At 73.2% G+C, this 16,251-nt stretch carries 12 protein-coding genes; 6 read left to right on the top strand and 6 right to left on the bottom strand.

Going from position 1 to position 16,251, the window contains the following annotated elements:
* The first annotated feature begins 8 nt into the window (after positions 1 to 8).
* Genes GC203_RS04210 through GC203_RS04200 form a run of 3 tightly spaced genes read left to right on the top strand, consistent with a single transcriptional unit; the run spans position 9 to position 3,012 of the window.
* On the top strand, positions 9 to 875 hold the full coding sequence (locus GC203_RS04210; RefSeq protein WP_293451650.1) for a fumarylacetoacetate hydrolase family protein: 867 nt from the start codon (positions 9 to 11) through the stop codon (positions 873 to 875).
* Positions 875 to 2,323 (top strand): bifunctional 3-(3-hydroxy-phenyl)propionate/3-hydroxycinnamic acid hydroxylase, encoded by a 1,449-nt coding sequence (locus GC203_RS04205; RefSeq protein ID WP_293451648.1) that lies wholly within the window; start codon positions 875 to 877, stop codon positions 2,321 to 2,323. The genes GC203_RS04210 and GC203_RS04205 overlap by 1 nt, the downstream gene beginning before the upstream one ends.
* A gap of 41 nt (positions 2,324 to 2,364) precedes the next feature.
* Positions 2,365 to 3,012, top strand: a complete 648-nt coding sequence (locus GC203_RS04200) for a TetR/AcrR family transcriptional regulator (protein ID WP_293451646.1) — start codon at positions 2,365 to 2,367, stop codon at positions 3,010 to 3,012.
* Between the two features lie 6 nt (positions 3,013 to 3,018).
* Here the strand turns inward: GC203_RS04200 and GC203_RS04195 are convergent, their stop codons facing one another.
* From GC203_RS04195 to GC203_RS04185, 3 genes are all read right to left on the bottom strand, one after another.
* A complete protein-coding gene (locus GC203_RS04195; protein ID WP_293451644.1) occupies positions 3,019 to 4,515 on the bottom strand; it encodes an amidase in 1,497 nt (498 codons plus the stop codon).
* A 103-nt stretch (positions 4,516 to 4,618) separates the two neighbouring features.
* Positions 4,619 to 5,944, bottom strand: a complete 1,326-nt coding sequence (locus GC203_RS04190) for a chloride channel protein (protein WP_293451642.1) — start codon at positions 5,942 to 5,944, stop codon at positions 4,619 to 4,621.
* A 61-nt stretch (positions 5,945 to 6,005) separates the two neighbouring features.
* On the bottom strand, positions 6,006 to 7,373 hold the full coding sequence (locus GC203_RS04185) for an FAD-binding oxidoreductase (RefSeq protein WP_293451640.1): 1,368 nt from the start codon (positions 7,371 to 7,373) through the stop codon (positions 6,006 to 6,008).
* 188 nt (positions 7,374 to 7,561) lie between these two features.
* On the opposite strand from GC203_RS04185, the gene GC203_RS04180 reads away from it, so the two are divergent.
* From GC203_RS04180 to GC203_RS04170, 3 genes are all read left to right on the top strand, one after another.
* Complete coding sequence (locus GC203_RS04180) at positions 7,562 to 8,563, top strand: nitronate monooxygenase family protein (RefSeq protein ID WP_293451638.1); 1,002 nt, start codon at positions 7,562 to 7,564, stop codon at positions 8,561 to 8,563.
* A gap of 114 nt (positions 8,564 to 8,677) precedes the next feature.
* Complete coding sequence (locus GC203_RS04175; RefSeq protein WP_293451636.1) at positions 8,678 to 10,111, top strand: amidohydrolase family protein; 1,434 nt, start codon at positions 8,678 to 8,680, stop codon at positions 10,109 to 10,111.
* A 108-nt stretch (positions 10,112 to 10,219) separates the two neighbouring features.
* Positions 10,220 to 13,465, top strand: a complete 3,246-nt coding sequence (locus tag GC203_RS04170) for a carboxyl transferase domain-containing protein (RefSeq protein WP_366501426.1) — start codon at positions 10,220 to 10,222, stop codon at positions 13,463 to 13,465.
* 122 nt (positions 13,466 to 13,587) lie between these two features.
* Here GC203_RS04170 and GC203_RS04165 read toward each other — a convergent pair whose 3' ends face one another.
* The 3 genes from GC203_RS04165 to GC203_RS04155 all read right to left on the bottom strand — a co-directional run bounded on the left by GC203_RS04165 (position 13,588) and on the right by GC203_RS04155 (position 16,085).
* Complete coding sequence (locus tag GC203_RS04165) at positions 13,588 to 13,980, bottom strand: hypothetical protein (protein ID WP_293451632.1); 393 nt, start codon at positions 13,978 to 13,980, stop codon at positions 13,588 to 13,590.
* 92 nt (positions 13,981 to 14,072) lie between these two features.
* On the bottom strand, positions 14,073 to 14,885 hold the full coding sequence (locus tag GC203_RS04160) for an enoyl-CoA hydratase/isomerase family protein (protein ID WP_293451630.1): 813 nt from the start codon (positions 14,883 to 14,885) through the stop codon (positions 14,073 to 14,075).
* Positions 14,886 to 15,083: 198 nt separating this feature from the next.
* Positions 15,084 to 16,085 (bottom strand): LacI family DNA-binding transcriptional regulator, encoded by a 1,002-nt coding sequence (locus GC203_RS04155; RefSeq protein ID WP_293451734.1) that lies wholly within the window; start codon positions 16,083 to 16,085, stop codon positions 15,084 to 15,086.
* Between the last annotated feature and the right edge of the window lie 166 nt (positions 16,086 to 16,251).

The raw sequence follows: 16,251 nt of genomic DNA, 5'->3' as shown, positions 1-16,251 counted from the left end.
ACGACATCATGAAACTGGCCCGCTTCACCGCCGGCGGCCCGCCCGAGCTCGGCCTCGTCCTGGGCGACCGCATCGTCTCGCTCGGACGCGCGGCGCCCGGCCTGCCGACCGACATGATCGCGCTGATCGCCGCCTGGTCCCAGGTCGAGCGCGAGGTGCGCGCGATCGCCGACCGCGCCGAGAGCGGCCTGCCGCTGGCGGACGTGCGGCTCTTGGCGCCGATCCCGCGGCCGGGGAAGATCTTCGCGATCGGCCTGAACTACGCCGACCACATCGCCGAGAGCGGAGTCGAGGCGCCGCAACAGCAGGTGTGGTTCGCAAAGGCGCCGAGCGCCGCCAACGGCCCCTTCGATCCGATCGAGGCGCCGGCGGCGGGCTATGTCGACTACGAGGCCGAACTGGTCGCCGTGGTCGGCGCGGGCGGACGCCGGATCGCGCGCGAGGCCGCGCCCGCCGCGGTGTTCGGCTACTGCGTCGGCGACGACGTCACCGAGCGGCGCTGGCAGCACCGCACGCCGCAATGGACGCTGGGCAAGTCGTTCGACACCCACGCCCCCTTCGGCCCCTGGATCACCACCGCCGACGAGATCGACCCGCACGGCCTCGACATCCGCGCGGTGGTGAACGGCGAGACGCGCCAGAGCTCCAACACCCGCCACCTCGTCTTCGACGTCTGGGACCAGGTGGAGCATCTGTCGGGGGCCATGACCCTGGAGCCCGGCGACCTGATCTTCACCGGCACCCCCGGCGGGGTGGGCGCGGCGATGAAGCCGCCGAAGTTCCTGCGGCCGGGCGACAAGGTGCGCATCGAGATCGACGGCCTGGGCGCCATCGAGAACACCTGCGTCGAGGCCCTGGCCCCGGAGCCCACGTGATGGCGGCCGACTGCGACGTCCTGATCGTGGGTATGGGCCCGGTGGGCGCGGCGCTGGCCGCCCTGCTCGGCGACCTGGGCGTGCGGACCCTGGTGGTGGAGAGGGACCGCGAGGTCTATCCGCTGCCCCGCGCCGCCCATTTCGACCACGAGGCCATGCGCCTCTTCCAGCAGCTCGGGATCGCCGAGGACGTGCTGGCGCATGCGCGGCCGGTTCCGGACTACGAATTCCGCGCCGCCGACGGCCAGCTGCTGATGCGGTTCGACGCGCCCGCCGGCCGGCCCGGCGCGGGCTGGCGGTCGGGCTACATGTTCCACCAGCCAGGGCTTGAGAACGCGCTACGGGCCAAGGTGGCGGCCCAGCTCGGCGTCGAGGTGCGGCTGGGCGCGCGGCTGCTGTCGTTGAGCGACGACGGCGCGGGTGTCTCCGCCCGGATCGAGGACGCGGGCGGCGAGCGGACGGTTCGGGCGCGCTACCTCGTGGGCTGCGACGGCGGCTCCAGCGTGGTGCGTACGGCGCTCGGCGTGGGCCTGTTCGACTACGGCTTCGACGAGCCCTGGCTGGTCATCGACGCCAAGGTGGGCGATGGCGCGCGCACGCCCGAGGTGAACCTGCAGATCTGCGATCCCGAGCGGCCCACCACCTGCGTGCTGATGGGCCCGGGCCGGCACCGCTGGGAGTTCATGCTGAAGCCGGGCGAGACGGCCGAACAGGTGCTGGCGGACGACTTCATACAGCCGCTGATCGCCACCTGGGACTGCGGGCCGGTCGAACTTGAGCGGCGGGCGGTCTACCGCTTCCACGGGCTGGTGGCGAAGGCCTGGCGCGTGGGCCGCGTGCTCCTGGCCGGCGACGCCGCCCACCAGATGCCGCCCTTCGCCGGCCAGGGCATGTGCTCGGGGCTGCGGGACGCAGCCAACCTCGCCTGGAAGCTGGCGGCGGTGCTGAAGGGCGCTGACGCGGCCCTGCTCGACACCTATCAGACCGAGCGCGAGCCGCACGTGCGGGCCTATATCGAGCTCGCCATCGGCATGGGCCGCACGGTCTGCACGCTGGATCCGCAGGTCGCCGCCCAGCGCGACGCGGCCATGCTGGCGCGTGGCCCGAAGGCGGCGGGCATGGCCTCGCCCCGGCTGGGGCCGGGCCTGCTGATGGAGGGCGACGGCGCCGGCGTACTGGCGCCCCAGCCGTGGGCGGACGGGGTCGGGCTGGACGACGCGCTGGGTCCGGGCGCCTGGCTGATCGCCCGCGGCGCGGTTCCCGAGGCGCCCGACGTCACGGCCGTCTCGATCGACGCCCCGCGGCTGGCTCCCTACCGCGAGGCGCTGGCGGCCTGGCTCGACGCGAAGGGCGCCCCGGCGGTGCTGGTGCGGCCGGATCGATACGTCTTCGGGGTCGGTGAGCCCGCGGCGTGGCGCGCGCCGCTGCGGGCGGCCGTTTCGGCGTGACGCGAGTTGCGGCCGAGGCGCGGGCGCCTTCACAAGGGGACATGACCTCCGCAGCCGAGTCCCGGCGGCCCAAGCCCGGCCGCGCCCAGCGCACCCGGGAGGCCCTGCTGCGGGCGGGCCGCCAGCTCTTCTCGGAGCGGCCGGTCGACGCCGTGGCGATCGACGACATCGTGCAGGCCGCCGATGTCGCGAAGGGCAGCTTCTACAACCACTTCGCCGACCGCGAGGCCCTGGTGCGGGCGGTGGTGGCGGAGATCCGCGCGAGCATCGAGACCGCCATCGGCGAGGCCAACGCGGGCGTCGAGGATCCGGCCCGGCGGATGGCGCGCGCGAACAGCGTCTATCTGCGCTTCGCCTTGGACGATCCCCAGCGGGCGCGGGCCCTGGTGCGCATCCAGACGGGGCTCATCAACCTGCAGTCGCCGGTGAACAGGGGGCTGGTCGACGACATCCGGGCGGGCCTGGCGTCGGGCCGGTTCGCCATCGCCACCCTGGAAGCGGCCGCGCTGTTCGTGATGGGCGTGATGCAGGCCGCCGTGGCGCGCACGGCGGCTGAACCCTCGAAATCCGCCGCCGTGGGCCTCGCCCAGCAGATGAACGCCCTGATCCTGCAGGGCCTGGGCGTGCCGGGCGCGGAGGCGCAGGCCATCGCCGCCCAGGCCGCCGACGAGCTGATCGGCGCCGGCTGAGGCGGATCAGGCGTGGATCGCGGGCGCCCGCTGCGCCCAGGGCCGGGCGGCCTCGAGCTGGTAGGCGAGCTGGAGCAGCAGGCCCTCCTGGCCCACGCGGGCGGCGAACTGGGTCCCGACCGGCAGGCCCGCGTCGGTCAGGGTCAGGGGCACGCTCATGGCCGGGGCGCCGGCGATGTTGTGGTAGGGCGTGTAGCCCACGTAGGCGATCAGCCGCTCGACCAGGGTGTCGTAGGGGACCTCGGGGCCGACGAAGCCCAGCGGCGGGGGCGGGGCGTTCAGCACCGGCGACATCACGACATCGAAGCGGTTCTTGTCGAACCAGGCCCCGTAGGCGTCGGCGTTCGCCTGCAGGCGAGCCACGGCCTTGGGCAGGGCGTCGGGCGGCGCTGTCCGGGCGAGGTTGACCAGCCCCAGGCTGAACGGCTCCAGCAGGGTGTCGTCGGCGGGGCGGCCGGCCATCTTCGAGATGCTGTCGGCCAGGCCGGCGGCGCCCGAGGCCCAGAGCAGCAGGAAGTCGTCCATGAAGGCCTGATCGACGGGCCACGACGTGGGCTCCACATGGTGGCCCAGGCTGGCCACCAGCTTGGCCGCGCTCTCGGTGGCGGCCTTGACCTCGGGGGTGGGCGGCTTGGCGGACGTGCCGTCGATCAGGAGGCCGACGCGCAGGCGCCGCTTGAGCGGAGCCGACACCAGCCCGACCTGGGCCAGCTGGGCGCCGTCGCCCCGGTCCTCGATGGCGGCGAGCATGGCGGCGGAATCGCGGACGCTGCGCGAGACCACGTGGTTGACGCCGAGGTCTGAGATCTTGGTCGCGCCGCGCGAGCCGACGATCCGGCCGCGCGACGGCTTCAGGCCGAACAGGCCGCAGCACGACGAAGGGATGCGGATCGAGCCGCCGCCGTCGCTGGCGTGGGCGACCGGCACGACCCCGGCGGCCACCGCCACGGCCGCGCCGCCCGACGAGCCGCCCGACGAGCGCGTGGCGTCCCACGGATTGCGGGTCGGGCCGAAGGCGAGCGGCTCGGTGGTCGGCAGGAAGCCGGCCTCGGGCGTGGCCGACTTGCCGATGACGTTGACGCCGGTCTTGAGGAACGCGCGGACCAGCTCGTCCTGCTCGCGGGCCGGCGGCGCGTTCAGAAAGGCGCGCGAGCCGTAGCGGGTGGGCAGGCCCCAGAAGTCCTCGAGATCCTTGATCAGGAAGGGCACGCCGGCGAACGGGCCGATGACCCCGCCGGCCCTGGCGCGGTCGAGCGCGCGGTCGAAGTCGGAGTTGACCAGGAAGTTGAGCTTGCCCTGCAGGGCCTCGGCCCGGCCGATGGCGGCCTGGGTCGCCTCCAGGGCCGAGATGTCGCCCCGGCGGATCATGGCGGCGGTCTCGGTGGCGTCGGGCCAGGCCGGCGGCGGCGGGGCCGCGGGCTTGGCGGCGGCGGGCCCGGCCAGGCCGGCCGCGGCGCCGGCGACGGTGAGCGCGCCGAACGCGCGGCGAGTGATCTCGGACATCGGCTTCCCCCGTTTCCCGGAACATGGAGCGTCCGGGTTGGGCCCACTTTGACCGCTCGGGGACGGCCTCCGCAAGGCTCTGGTGCGCCGCCGGGTCGAACGGCTAGGCCTTGGCCGGGGTCAGCCGCCAGTTGCCGGACAGGTGGTGGTAGATCGGCTCGCGCATGATCAGGCTGGAGGCCCAGCGCGCGACCAGGGTGGTGAGCATCAGCGGGCCGACGAGGCCGGGGTCGCGGGTCATCTCCATGAGGATCACCGCGCTGGTCAGGGGCGCCTGGACGACGCCGGCGAGGTAGCCGCCCATCCCCAGGACCACCGCGTCGCGGCCGGCGAACGCCAGGCCCGACTGGGCGAACGCCGCCCCCAGGCCCGCGCCGATCGCCAGCGAGGGCGCGAAGATGCCGCCGGGCGCGCCGCAGCTGGACGCGGCCAGGGTGGCCACGAACTTCGAACCCGCCAGCATCAGGCCGCGGCCCGGATGATCGTTGAGCAGCGACTTGGCTTCGTCGTAGCCGGCGCCGAAGCTCAGCCCGCCCGAGAGCGCCGCGACGGCCGCCGCGGCGAGGCCGCAGAGGGCGGCGAAGGCGATCGGATGGCCGGCGCGCCACCGGCCGACCGGCCCCGCGCGCGGTCCGATCAGGGCGGCGAGCGCGCGAGAGAAGGCCCCGCCCAGCAGGCCGCCGGTCAGGCCGATCAGCGGCGCGGCCAGCCAGGCCGTGCCCAGGGCCGAGCCGCCGCGCAGCACGCCGAAATAGGCGTAGTCGCCCTGCAGGGCGTAGGAGGTGAGGCCGCAGACCACGACCACCAGGATCACCGTGGTGTGGGTGCGCCGCTCGAAGCTCTTCGCCAGTTCCTCCACGGCGAAGACCACGCCGGCGATCGGGGTGTTGAAGGCCGCCGCCACGCCGGCCGCGCCGCCGGCGATGATCAGGACGCGCCGCCCCGGCCCGCCCTTCAGGCCGCGGGTGAGCGTGCGCAGTATGCCCGCCACCACCTGGACCGTCGGCCCCTCGCGGCCGATCGAAGCCCCGCAGAGCAGCATCAGATAGGAGAGCGCCACCTTCCAGGCGCCGGTCTTGAGCGTCACCCGCTGGCCGCCCCAGCGGCCCCGCCAGCGCTGCTCGGCCGCGGCGATCACCTGGGGGATGCCGCTGCCCGCGGCCTCGGGGGCGAACCGGCGCGTGAGCCAGGTGGCCGCGACGAAGCCGGCCGGCATCAGCAGCAGGGTCAGCCAGGGCGACATGTCGTAGAGCCGGGCGTGCATGCGCATCGCCTCGTCGCACAGCTTGGCGAACCCCGCCGCCGCCAGGCCGCCCAGGACCGCCACCGCGATGATGAAGGCCGTGCGCCACGTCCGCCGGATGTAGAGCCGGTGCGCGGCGCGTTCGCGCAGCGTGCGGGCAGGGCGGGCGAAGTCCAGCGCGGGCATGGATGCTGCCTACTGCAAGCCGGGCCGCGGCGGAACCATCCACCCGCGATGTTATCGCCGCTCAGCCCACGACCTTGCCGGGGTTGAGGATTCCCTTGGGGTCGAGGGCGGTTTTCAGGGTGCGCATCAGGGCCAGTTCAGGCGGCGAGCGCGAGACGTCGAGGAAGGCCTTCTTCTGCAGGCCGATGCCGTGCTCGGCCGAGATCGAGCCGCCGATGGGCCTGAGCGGCGCGTAGACGACCTCCTCGATGGCGTGGCGCAGGCTGCGGTCGCCGGCGCCGGCGATGACGTGCAGGTTGCCGTCGCCGAGGTGGCCGAAGACCACGCAGGTGGCGGCCGGCCAGCGGGCCGTGAGGTCGGCGCGGACGCGGGCGACATAGGCCTCCATGTCGGGGATCGGCAGGCTGACGTCGAAGGTGACGATGGGACCGTTGCGGGCCACCTGGCCGACGTCGTCGCGCAGGGCCCACATGCGGTCGCGCTCGGCCTGGCTCTTGGCGATGGCGGCGTCGACGATGAAGCCCTGTTCCAGCGCCTCGCCCAGCACCGTCTCGATACGTTCGGCGTCGGCCTCGGGGTGCGCGCCCAGCGTCTCGACGAGGACGTAGTAGGGATGGCCGTGGGGCAGCACGGGCTTGCCCTTGGCGGGCTCGGTGGTCACCAGCTCATAGAACTCGGGCCACATCACCTCGAAGGCGGAGAGCGCGCCCGACAGCTCGGCTTCGAGGAAGCGCAGCAGCCTGGGCAGGGCGTCGAAGCCGTCCACGGCGAGGAAGGCGGTGTTCTGCGATGTGGGTTTGGGCCGCAGGCGCAGGACCGCGCGGGTGACGACCCCCAGCGTGCCCTCCGAGCCGATGAAGAGCTGCTTCAGGTCGTAGCCGGTGTTGTTCTTGATCAGGCGGTTCATGGCCGAGACGACCGTGCCGTCGGCCAGCACGGCCTCCAGCCCCAGCACCATGTCGCGCATCATGCCGTAGCGCAGGACGCGGTTGCCGCCGGCGTTGGTGGAGATGTTGCCGCCGATGGTGGCCGAGCCGCGGGCGCCCAGGTCGAGCGGCAGGAACAGACCGGCCTCGTCGGCCGCGTCGCAGGCGGCCTGGAGCACGCAGCCGGCCTGGACGGTCATGGTCGAGCCCGTGCGGTCGATGGCCTCGACCGCGTTCATCCGTTCGAGGGAAAGCGCGATGGCGCCTTCGGCCGCCGCGCCTTCCACCAGCCCCGTGCGCCCGCCCCAGGGCACGACGGCGGCGCCGGCGGCGTGGGCGGCCTTGAGCACCCGGGAGACCTCCTCGGTCGAGCGGGGGCGCACGATGGCCAGCGGCCTGCCCAGCCGCGCCCAGGGGCTGAAGGCCTGTTCGGCGGCGGCCTCGCCGGTGGCGACGCCGGCGGCGCCGACGGTGGATTCGAGTTCCTTCAGCAGGGCCGTCATGGGCGTTCCTCCGCGCCGTTCGCCGGCGTCCGTGTGCTAGGCGCGAGCCTAGTCCGGGCGCGTCGGCTTTCCCAGCCGCGCGCGGTTGACGCCGGGGACGGCTGGTCAGCGGCGGATTCCTCGGCAAGATGGCGGACGCGCGGGGGGCCGCCCGCCGCCCAAGGATCACGAGAAGGCTGGAGAACGCCATGAAGACCCGCATCACCGAGCTGTTCGGCATCGAGCACCCCATCATCCAGGGGGGCATGCACATGGTGGGCTACGCCGAGATGGCGGCGGCCGTGTCCAACGCCGGGGGGCTGGGCATCATCACCGGCCTGACCCAGGGCACGCCCGAGAACCTGACCAAGGAAATCGCCCGCTGCCGCGAGATGACCGACAAGCCGTTCGGCGTGAACCTGACCTTCCTGCCGGCGGTGACGCCGCCCGACTATCCGGGCTTCGTCGAGGCGATCGTGAAGAGCGGGGTCAAGGCGGTCGAGACGGCGGGCAACAATCCGCAGAAGTGGCTGCCGGCGCTGAAGGAGGCCGGCATCAAGGTGATCCACAAGTGCACCTCGGTGCGCCACTCGCTGAAGGCCGAGGCGATCGGCTGCGATGCGGTGAGCGTCGACGGCTTCGAATGCGGCGGCCACCCGGGCGAGGACGACGTGGGCAACTGGGTGCTGCTGCCCCGCGCCGCGGAGGAGCTGAAGATCCCGTTCGTGGCCTCGGGGGGCTGCGCCACCGGCAGCCAGCTCGCCGCCGCGCTGGCGCTGGGCGCCGAGGGCATGAACATGGGCACGCGCTTCATGGCGACGAAGGAAGCGCCGATCCACGAGAACGTGAAGCAGGCCATCCTCCACGCCAACGAACTGGACACCCGGCTGATCATGCGCCCGCTGCGCAACACCGAGCGCGTGCTGACCAACGCCGGCGTGGAGCGGCTGCTGGAGAAGGAGCGGACGCTGGGCGACAAGATCACCTTCGCCGACATCGCCCCGGAAGTGGCCGGCGTCTATCCGGCCATCATGAAGGAAGGGAAGATGGACGCCGGCGGCTGGAGCTGCGGCATGGTCGTGGGGCTGATCCACGACATTCCGACGGTGAAAGAGCTGATCGACGGGATCATGTCCGACGCCGAGAAGATCATCCTCGAGCGGCTGGTGAAGTTCGCGCGCAGCGGGTCTTCAGCGATGGCGGACGCGTGAGAGGTTAGGGGCCGGATGGCGGCGCGCCCGCGCCCCCTCCACCGCGGTCCGCGGTCCCCCTCCCCCGCAGGCGGGGGAGGAGCGCTCCTCCCCTGCGACGCGGGGGAGGTGTCGGTGAGGCCGACGGAGGGGGCGGCCGCCGCGCTGATCCTCCGCGATGTCGAGGTCGCCGGCCGCGGCGGCCTGGACGTGCGGATCGAGGGCGGCCGGGTCGCGGCGATCGGGCCGCGGCTCGCCGGCCGCGGCGCGGAGCTGGACGGGCGGGGCGGGGCGCTGATCCCCGGCCTGATCGACCATCACATCCACATCCTGGCCACGGCGGCGCGGGCCGACTCCGTGGCGCTGGAGACAGCGCGTGGCCTGGCCGACGTGGCCGCCCGGATCGGCGCGGCGGCGGCGCGGCGCCCGGCCGGGGCCTGGATCCGGGCCGTGGGCTACCACGAGGGCGCCGAGCCGTTGCTGGACGCCATGGCGCTGGACCGGATGGCGCCGCGCCATCCCCTGCGCGTGCAGCACCGCAGCGGGTCGCTGTGGATCCTCAACAGCCGGGCGCTGGGGGCGGTCCTGCGCGGCGAGCCGGCGCCGGCCTGCGTGGAGAGGGGCGATGACGGCCGCCCGACGGGGCGGATCTGGCGTGGCGACGCCTGGCTGGGTGAACGGCTGGGCCGCACGCCGCCGCCGCTGGCTCCGCTTGGCGCGCGGCTGGCGGCCTACGGCGTCACGGGGCTCACCGACACCAGCGCCAACACCGACGCCGAGGCCGCGGCGATCCTGGCGGCGGCGCATGCGAACGGAGACTTGCCGCAGCGGCTGATGCTGATGAGCGGCGGCGACCTCGAACCGCCGCCAGGCGTGCGGCTGGGGCCGGTGAAGGTGCTGCTGGACGAGGCGCGGCTTCCCGACCTCGACGCGCTGGTCGCCCGCATCGCCGAAGCGCGGGACTGGGGGCGGGGCGTGGCCATGCACTGCGCGACGGCGACGGAACTGGCCTTCGCGCTGGCGGCCTTCGAAGCGGCGGGCGCCCGGCCCGGCGACCGGATCGAGCATGGCAGCGTCATCGCGCCCGAGGCCGTGCCGCAGATCGCCCGCCTGGGGCTGACCGTGGTGACCCAGCCGGGGTTCGTGGCCGAGCGCGGCGACCGCTACCTGGCCGAGGTCCCGGTGGGCGACCACGACAACCTCTATCGCCTGGCGAGCCTGAAGCGCGCCGGCGTCCGGCTGGCGGCGAGTTCGGACGCGCCCTACGGCGAGCCCGATCCCTGGACGGCGATGCGGGCGGCCGTGAGCCGGCGGACCGCCTCGGGCGCGGCGGTCGGCGAGGGTGAGACGCTGGCGCCGGCGGCGGCCCTGTCGCTGTACCTGGGCGGCTTCGCGCGGCCGGGCGGACGGCGGCGGCGGGTGGCCGTGGGCGCGCGCGCCGACCTGTGCCTGCTGTCGGTCCCGCGCGCGGAGGCGTTGCGGATGCTGGATACGGAGCTGGTGGCCGCGACGCTGGTCGACGGCCGCGTCGTGTTCGAGCGGGCCGCGGGCCGCGCCGTCGCGGCGTGACTCGCCTCCGCCGGCGGACGTGATACATAACGCTTGTTTTGTATGAGCCGGCGGTCCAGCCGGGAAACCAGAAAAACGCGTACCGGGGAGCTTCCACTGAAACGCCTGTTGATCGCCAACCGCGGGGAGATCGCGATCCGCATCGCCCGCGCCGCCGCCGACCTCGGCCTGCCGGCCGTCGCCGTCTATGCCCAGGACGACGCCGCCTCGCTGCACCGCCAGGCCACGGAGGCGGCGGTCGCGCTGCCGGCGTCGGGCGCGCGGGCTTATCTCGACATCGACGCCCTGACTGCGGCGGCGAAGTCGGAAGGCTGCGACGCGGTTCACCCCGGCTACGGCTTCCTGTCGGAGAGCGCGGCGTTCGCGCGGGCCTGCGCCGCGGCGAAGCTGACCTTCGTGGGCCCCGCGCCCGAGAGCTTGGACCTGTTCGGCGACAAGGCCGCCGCCCGCGCCCTGGCGATCCGCGAGGGTGTGGGGGTCGCGCCCGGAACCTCGGCGGGCGCGAGCCTGGACGAGGTGAAGGCCTTCCAGGCGGGGCTGGGCCCGGCCGCGGAGATCATGATCAAGGCGGTGGCCGGCGGCGGCGGGCGCGGCATGCGCCGCGTGGGGCCGGGCGACGACCTGGCGCGCGCCTACGAGCTCTGCGCCGGCGAGGCCAAGGCGGCGTTCGGCGACGAACGGCTCTACGCCGAGGCGCTGCTGACGGCCGTCCGGCACATCGAGGTGCAGATCGCCGCCGACGGGACCGACGCGGCAGCCATCCACGACCGCGACTGTTCGGTGCAGCGGGCGCGGCAGAAGGTGATCGAGATCGCCCCGGCCTCGGGGCTCGCGCCCCGGGTGCGGGCCGACCTGCAGGCCTGGTCGGTGAAGCTGGCCAAGGCCGGCGGCCTGAAGGGGCTGGCGACGTTCGAATATCTGGTCCCGCTGTCGGGCGACGGGCCGGGCGTGTTCATCGAGGCCAATCCGCGCCTGCAGGTGGAGCACACGGTCACCGAGGAGGTGACCGGCCTCGACCTCGTGCAGCTCCAGCTGCGCCTGGCGGACGGCGAGAGCCTGGCCGACTGCGGCCTCGGCGATGGGCCGCCGCCGGTGCGCGGCCACGCGATCCAGCTCCGCATCAACATGGAGGCGCTGCGGCCCGACGGGACGGTGGCCAGCACCGCGGGCGGCGTGCTCGCGGCCTACGAGCCCGCCAGCGGGCCGGGCGTGCGCGTCGACGGCTGCGGCTACGGCGGCTACGCCACCAGCTCCAACTACGACCCGCTGCTGGCCAAGCTGATCGTGGCCAGTCCCGACCCGGACTTCGGCCGCGCCCTGGCCCGCGCCCGGCGCGCCGCCGCCGAATTCCGCGTCGAGGGCGTGGCGACCAACCTGCCGCTGCTGCGCGCGATCCTGGACTCCGAGGCCCTGGCCGCGCCGGTCGACACGACGTTCGTGGAGGCCGGCCTCGCGGGCCTCCTGGAGCGCGCCGCCGCGTTCGAGCCGGCCGAGCGGGCCACGGCCCAGGCCGCCACGGGCGCACGCGAGGCGCCGGCGGCCCCGGCCGGCACCGCGGTGGCCGCCGCCCCGCTGCGCGGCACGCTGGTGGCCGTGCAGGCCGCCGTGGGCGACCTCGTGCGCCCCGGCCAGGTGGTGGCGGTGATGGAAGCCATGAAGATGCAGCACGAGGTGACCGCTCCCGTGGGCGGCGTGGTGCAGGCCGTGCCCACGGCCCTGGGCGAGACGGTGGACGAGGGCTGGCCGCTGGCCTTCATCGCGCCCGGCGACCACGAGCTGGAGGCCGTGGCCGCCGCCGAGATCGACCTCGACCTGATCCGCCCGGACCTGGCCGACGTGCTGGCGCGCCAGGCCCTGACCCTGGACGAGAACCGCCCGGACTCGATCGCGCGGCGGCGGCGCACCAACCAGCGCATGGCGCGGGAGAACCTGGACGACCTGTTCGACCCCGGCTCGTTCAAGGAGTTCGGCGCGTTCGCCATCGCCGCCCAGCGCCGGCGGCGCAGCCTGGACGACCTGCGGGCCAACACGCCGGCCGACGGCATCGTCACCGGCGTGGGCGACGTGAACGGCCAGCCGGTCGCGGGCCTGGCCTACGACTTCACCGTGCTGGCCGGCACCCAGGGCCACTTCGGCCACAAGAAGACCGACCAGATCCTCGAATACGCCGAGCACTGGAAGCTGCCGATGGTGTGGTTCACCGAGGGCGGCGGCGGGCGGCCCGGCGACGTGGACGTGGGCGGGCTGTCGGCCTCGTCGCTGGACACCACCAGCTTCACCACCTTCGCCCGGCTGTCGGGGCTGGCGCCCCGGATCGCGATCAATTCCGGCCGCTGCTTCGCGGGCAACGCGGTGTTCTTCGGCTGCGCCGACATCTGCATCGCCACCCGGTATTCGAACATCGGGCTGGGCGGACCGGCGATGATCGAGGGCGGCGGCCTGGGAGTCTACACGCCCGACGAGATCGGGCCCTCGGACGTGCTCTACGCCAACGGGACGCTGGACCTGCTGGTCGAGGACGAGGCGGCGGCGACGGCGGCGGCCAAGCATCTGCTGGGCATCTTCCAGGGGCCGACGGGCGAATGGACCTGCGCCGACCAGCGCACGCTGCGCCACCTGATCCCCGAGAACCGGGTGAAGGCCTACGACGTGCGGCCGGTGATCGAAACGCTCGCCGACACGGGGTCCTGGATCGAGCTTCGCGGCGGCTACGGGCCCGGGATGATCACCGGCTTCCTGAGAATCGAGGGCCGGCCCATGGGCGTGATCGCCAACGACCCGCGCTGGCTGGGCGGGGCGATCGATTCCGAAGGCGCCGAGAAGGGCGGGCGCTTCATGCAGCTCTGCGATGCGTTCGGCGTGCCGATCCTGTCGCTGTGCGATACGCCCGGCTTCATGGTGGGGCCGCAGAGCGAGGCGACGGCGGCGGTGCGGCGCGGCTCGCGCCTGTTCGTCACCGCCCAGAGCCTGTCGGCGCCGCTGTTCGCGGTGGTGCTGCGCAAGGGCTATGGCCTCGGCGCCCAGGCGATGACGGCGGGCGACTTCTCGGCGGCGGCCTTCACCATCGCCTGGCCGACGGCGGAGTTCGGGCCGATGGGCCTGGAGGGCGCCGTGCGCCTGGGCTACCGCAAGGAACTGGAGGCCGAGACCGATCCGGTCGCGCGCCAGGCGCTGTTCGATAAGCTTCTGGGCCGGATGTACCAGGTGGGCAAGGCGACCTCGGTGGCCGAGGTGCTGGAGATCAACGCCGTGATCGATCCCGCCGAGACGCGGAGCTGGCTGGTGCGCGGCCTGACGAGCTGCCCGGTGCCGCCGGTGACAGGCCGGAGACGGCGGTTCGTGGACACGTGGTGACCAACTTGGGCGTCGTCCCGGACGCAGCGTAGCGGAGATCCGGGACCTAGCAGCTCAAACGGCGACGCTGCAAACTGCCAGCCAATAGCCGCTATCGACCCGTTGCGGATATCCATTGGTGGTCAGGCATCGCCACCATGGTTGATGACGCGGATGGGTCTTCTCTTTTCGTAGAGCCACAGCCCGAACACGACTAGGCCACCGATCATCACCGCCTGCCCCGCTACGATAATCGGCGCTAAGATAACCGGGGCTAATACTTTCAGCCGTTGACTTCCCTCGACGATCCCACCGTTCGTCTCGATGGGTGCTCCTGAGAGGAAAATGATGATGGTCATCAGCGTAATGGCAGGGACGAAGAGAGCGCCGGCCCCCCACAAATAGCCGGTGGCGATCATCTTGAATGCATCACCTGGCTTCAGCCGCCCGTCGATCGTATGCAGTTCCAACCACGCCTCCCCTTCATGCAGCGCACCGACCATCGCCGAAGATAGCTTGGCCGCGAGTGCCGACAATCCAACCGTCTCCGACCTCGTTGAGAGCCACCCTGGGTCCCGGCTCGGCGCCTCCCTGGCGCGAGGCTTGGCCGGGATGACGGCCTATGCCGTCACCGCCCCTCGAACTTCGGGGCGCGCTTCTCGCGGACGTCGGCGACGCCTTCGCGGACGTCGGCGCTGGGGTTGGTGATCATCACGGCCATCTGGACGTCGGCCATCGAGCTTTCCAGCGGCGTCTCCAGGGCCTTGCCCATCATCATCTTCACCAGCCGCACGGCCAGCGGCGCCTTGGCCGCCAGCGCTTCGCAGAGGTCGAGGGTGCGGGCCTCCAGGGCGTCGTCGGCGACCACCTCGGTGACGAGGCCGAGGTCGCGGGCCGTGGCCGCGTCGTAGATCTCGGCCAGCCAGCTCATCTTCAGCGCCCGGTCGAGGCCCATGGCGTGGGGGAACAGCCAGGCGCCGCCCTCGTCGGGCAGCAGGCCCGCCTTGCCCGAGGTGTCGCCCAGCTTGGCCGAGGCCCCGGCGATCCGCAGGTCGCAGCCCAGCGCCAGGGCCAGGCCGCCCGCCACCGCATAGCCCTGGACCATCGCCACCGACGGCTTGTCGAGCCGGCGCAGCGCCAGGACGACGGCCTGCATCCCGTCGCGCATCTCGCGGCCGTGGCCCATGGGCTGTTCGGCGACCTTGCGCGAATGCTCCGGATTGCCGCCCGACAGGTCGCCGCCGGTGCAGAAGGCCCGCCCGCCTGCGCCGGTCAGGATAAGCGCCCGCTGGGCGTCGTTATCGCGGTAGGCGGCGATGGCGTCCTGCAGTTCCTCGCACATGCGCCAGTTGTAGGCGTTCATCACCTGCGGCCGGTTGATGACGATGCGCGCCACGCCGGGCCGCGGCTCGTCGCAGATCAGGGTCTCGTAGGCAGCCATGCCGCGTCTCCTCCGCGCTTTGCGGGAGGTTAGCGGATCGAGGGCCTGTCGCTGACTCAATCCTTGGCCCGCTCGCCCCGGCGAAGGCCGGGGTCCAGATCGCAGAACGCCGATGTGGGTCGGAAACACTCCTTGCCCGTCGAGCCCGCTTCCGTGCCTCTCCATCTGGATCCCGGCCTTCGCCGGGATGAGCAGGGGTCAGGGCGCGCCCGTGCTGGCGCGCACCACCAGTTGGTGGGGCAGGGTGACGTTGCGCGCCTCGTGAGCGGCGCCCGACAGCACGTCGAGCAGCAGGCGCACGGTCTCGTGGCCGATCCGCTCCATCGGCTGGCTGACGGTGGTGAGCGGCGGGTCCAGGTGGGCGGCGTAGCGGATATCGTCGAAGCCCACGACCGAGACGTCCCGGGGGCAGGCCAGGCCGCGCCGCCGGATGGCCTCCAGCGCGCCCATGGCCATCTCGTCGCTGAAGCAGAAGATGGCCGTGGGCGGGGCCTCGCCTGAGAGCAGGGCGTCGGCCTGTTCCAGTCCGGACTCGATGGAGAAGTCGCCCGTCGCCACGCGCAGCTCTCCGGTCCGGCCCCGCGCGGCGGCGGCGGCCTGCGCGCCCGCCAGGCGGTCGCGGCTGAGCGGGCTGGCCAGGGGACCAGTGATGACGCCCACCCGCACGTGCCCCAGTCCGTAGAGGTGTTCCATGGCCTCGGCTGCGGCGCGCTCGTTGTCGATGTGGGCGCTGGAGACGCGCAGGTCGGGGCTGTACTCGCAGCCGTTCACGACGGGCGCGCGGGGGCCCAGGCTCTCGACCAGATCGACCACGCTGTCGGGCAGGCGGTGGCCCAGGAAGATCAGGCCGTCAGCCTCCTTGCGCCGGAGCATGCGGCCGTAGAGCTCCTCGCGGTCCGCCTCGTGGCGGGTGTCGCCCAGCAGCACCGAATAGCCGGCGGCCTGGGCCGCCTCCTCGACGCCGCGGATCACCTTGGAGAAGAACGGGTTCGAGATGTCGGGCACCGTCACCAGGATCTTCTCCGTGCGCAGGGTGCGCAGGGTCTTGGCCGCGACGTTCGGGGCGTAGCCGAGGGTGGCGACGGCGGCCATCACCCGGGCGCGCGTGGCCTCCGCGACCCGCTCGGGCGCGCTCAGCACCCGCGAGACGGTGGCGGTCGAGACCCCGGCGCTTCGGGCGACATCCTGGATGGTGGCCATCGGCCCGAAACTGGCGGGCTGCGCCCCGGGGATCAAGGCGAAGCTCCTTTGATCGCGGCGCGTCATATGGCGGTTGCCTCGGATGGCGGCCCTTGCTAGCTGTGTAAACGATTACATCGCGTGAGCGGCGCCGACTCAAGGAGCGCCGCCGCGTTAGGCTGGGTCG

This window comes from Phenylobacterium sp. (assembly GCF_016124325.1).
Classification (GTDB): Bacteria; Pseudomonadota; Alphaproteobacteria; order Caulobacterales; family Caulobacteraceae; genus Phenylobacterium.
Note: the sequence above shows the minus strand (reverse complement) of the source record. Positions and strands in the feature narration are given on the sequence as shown.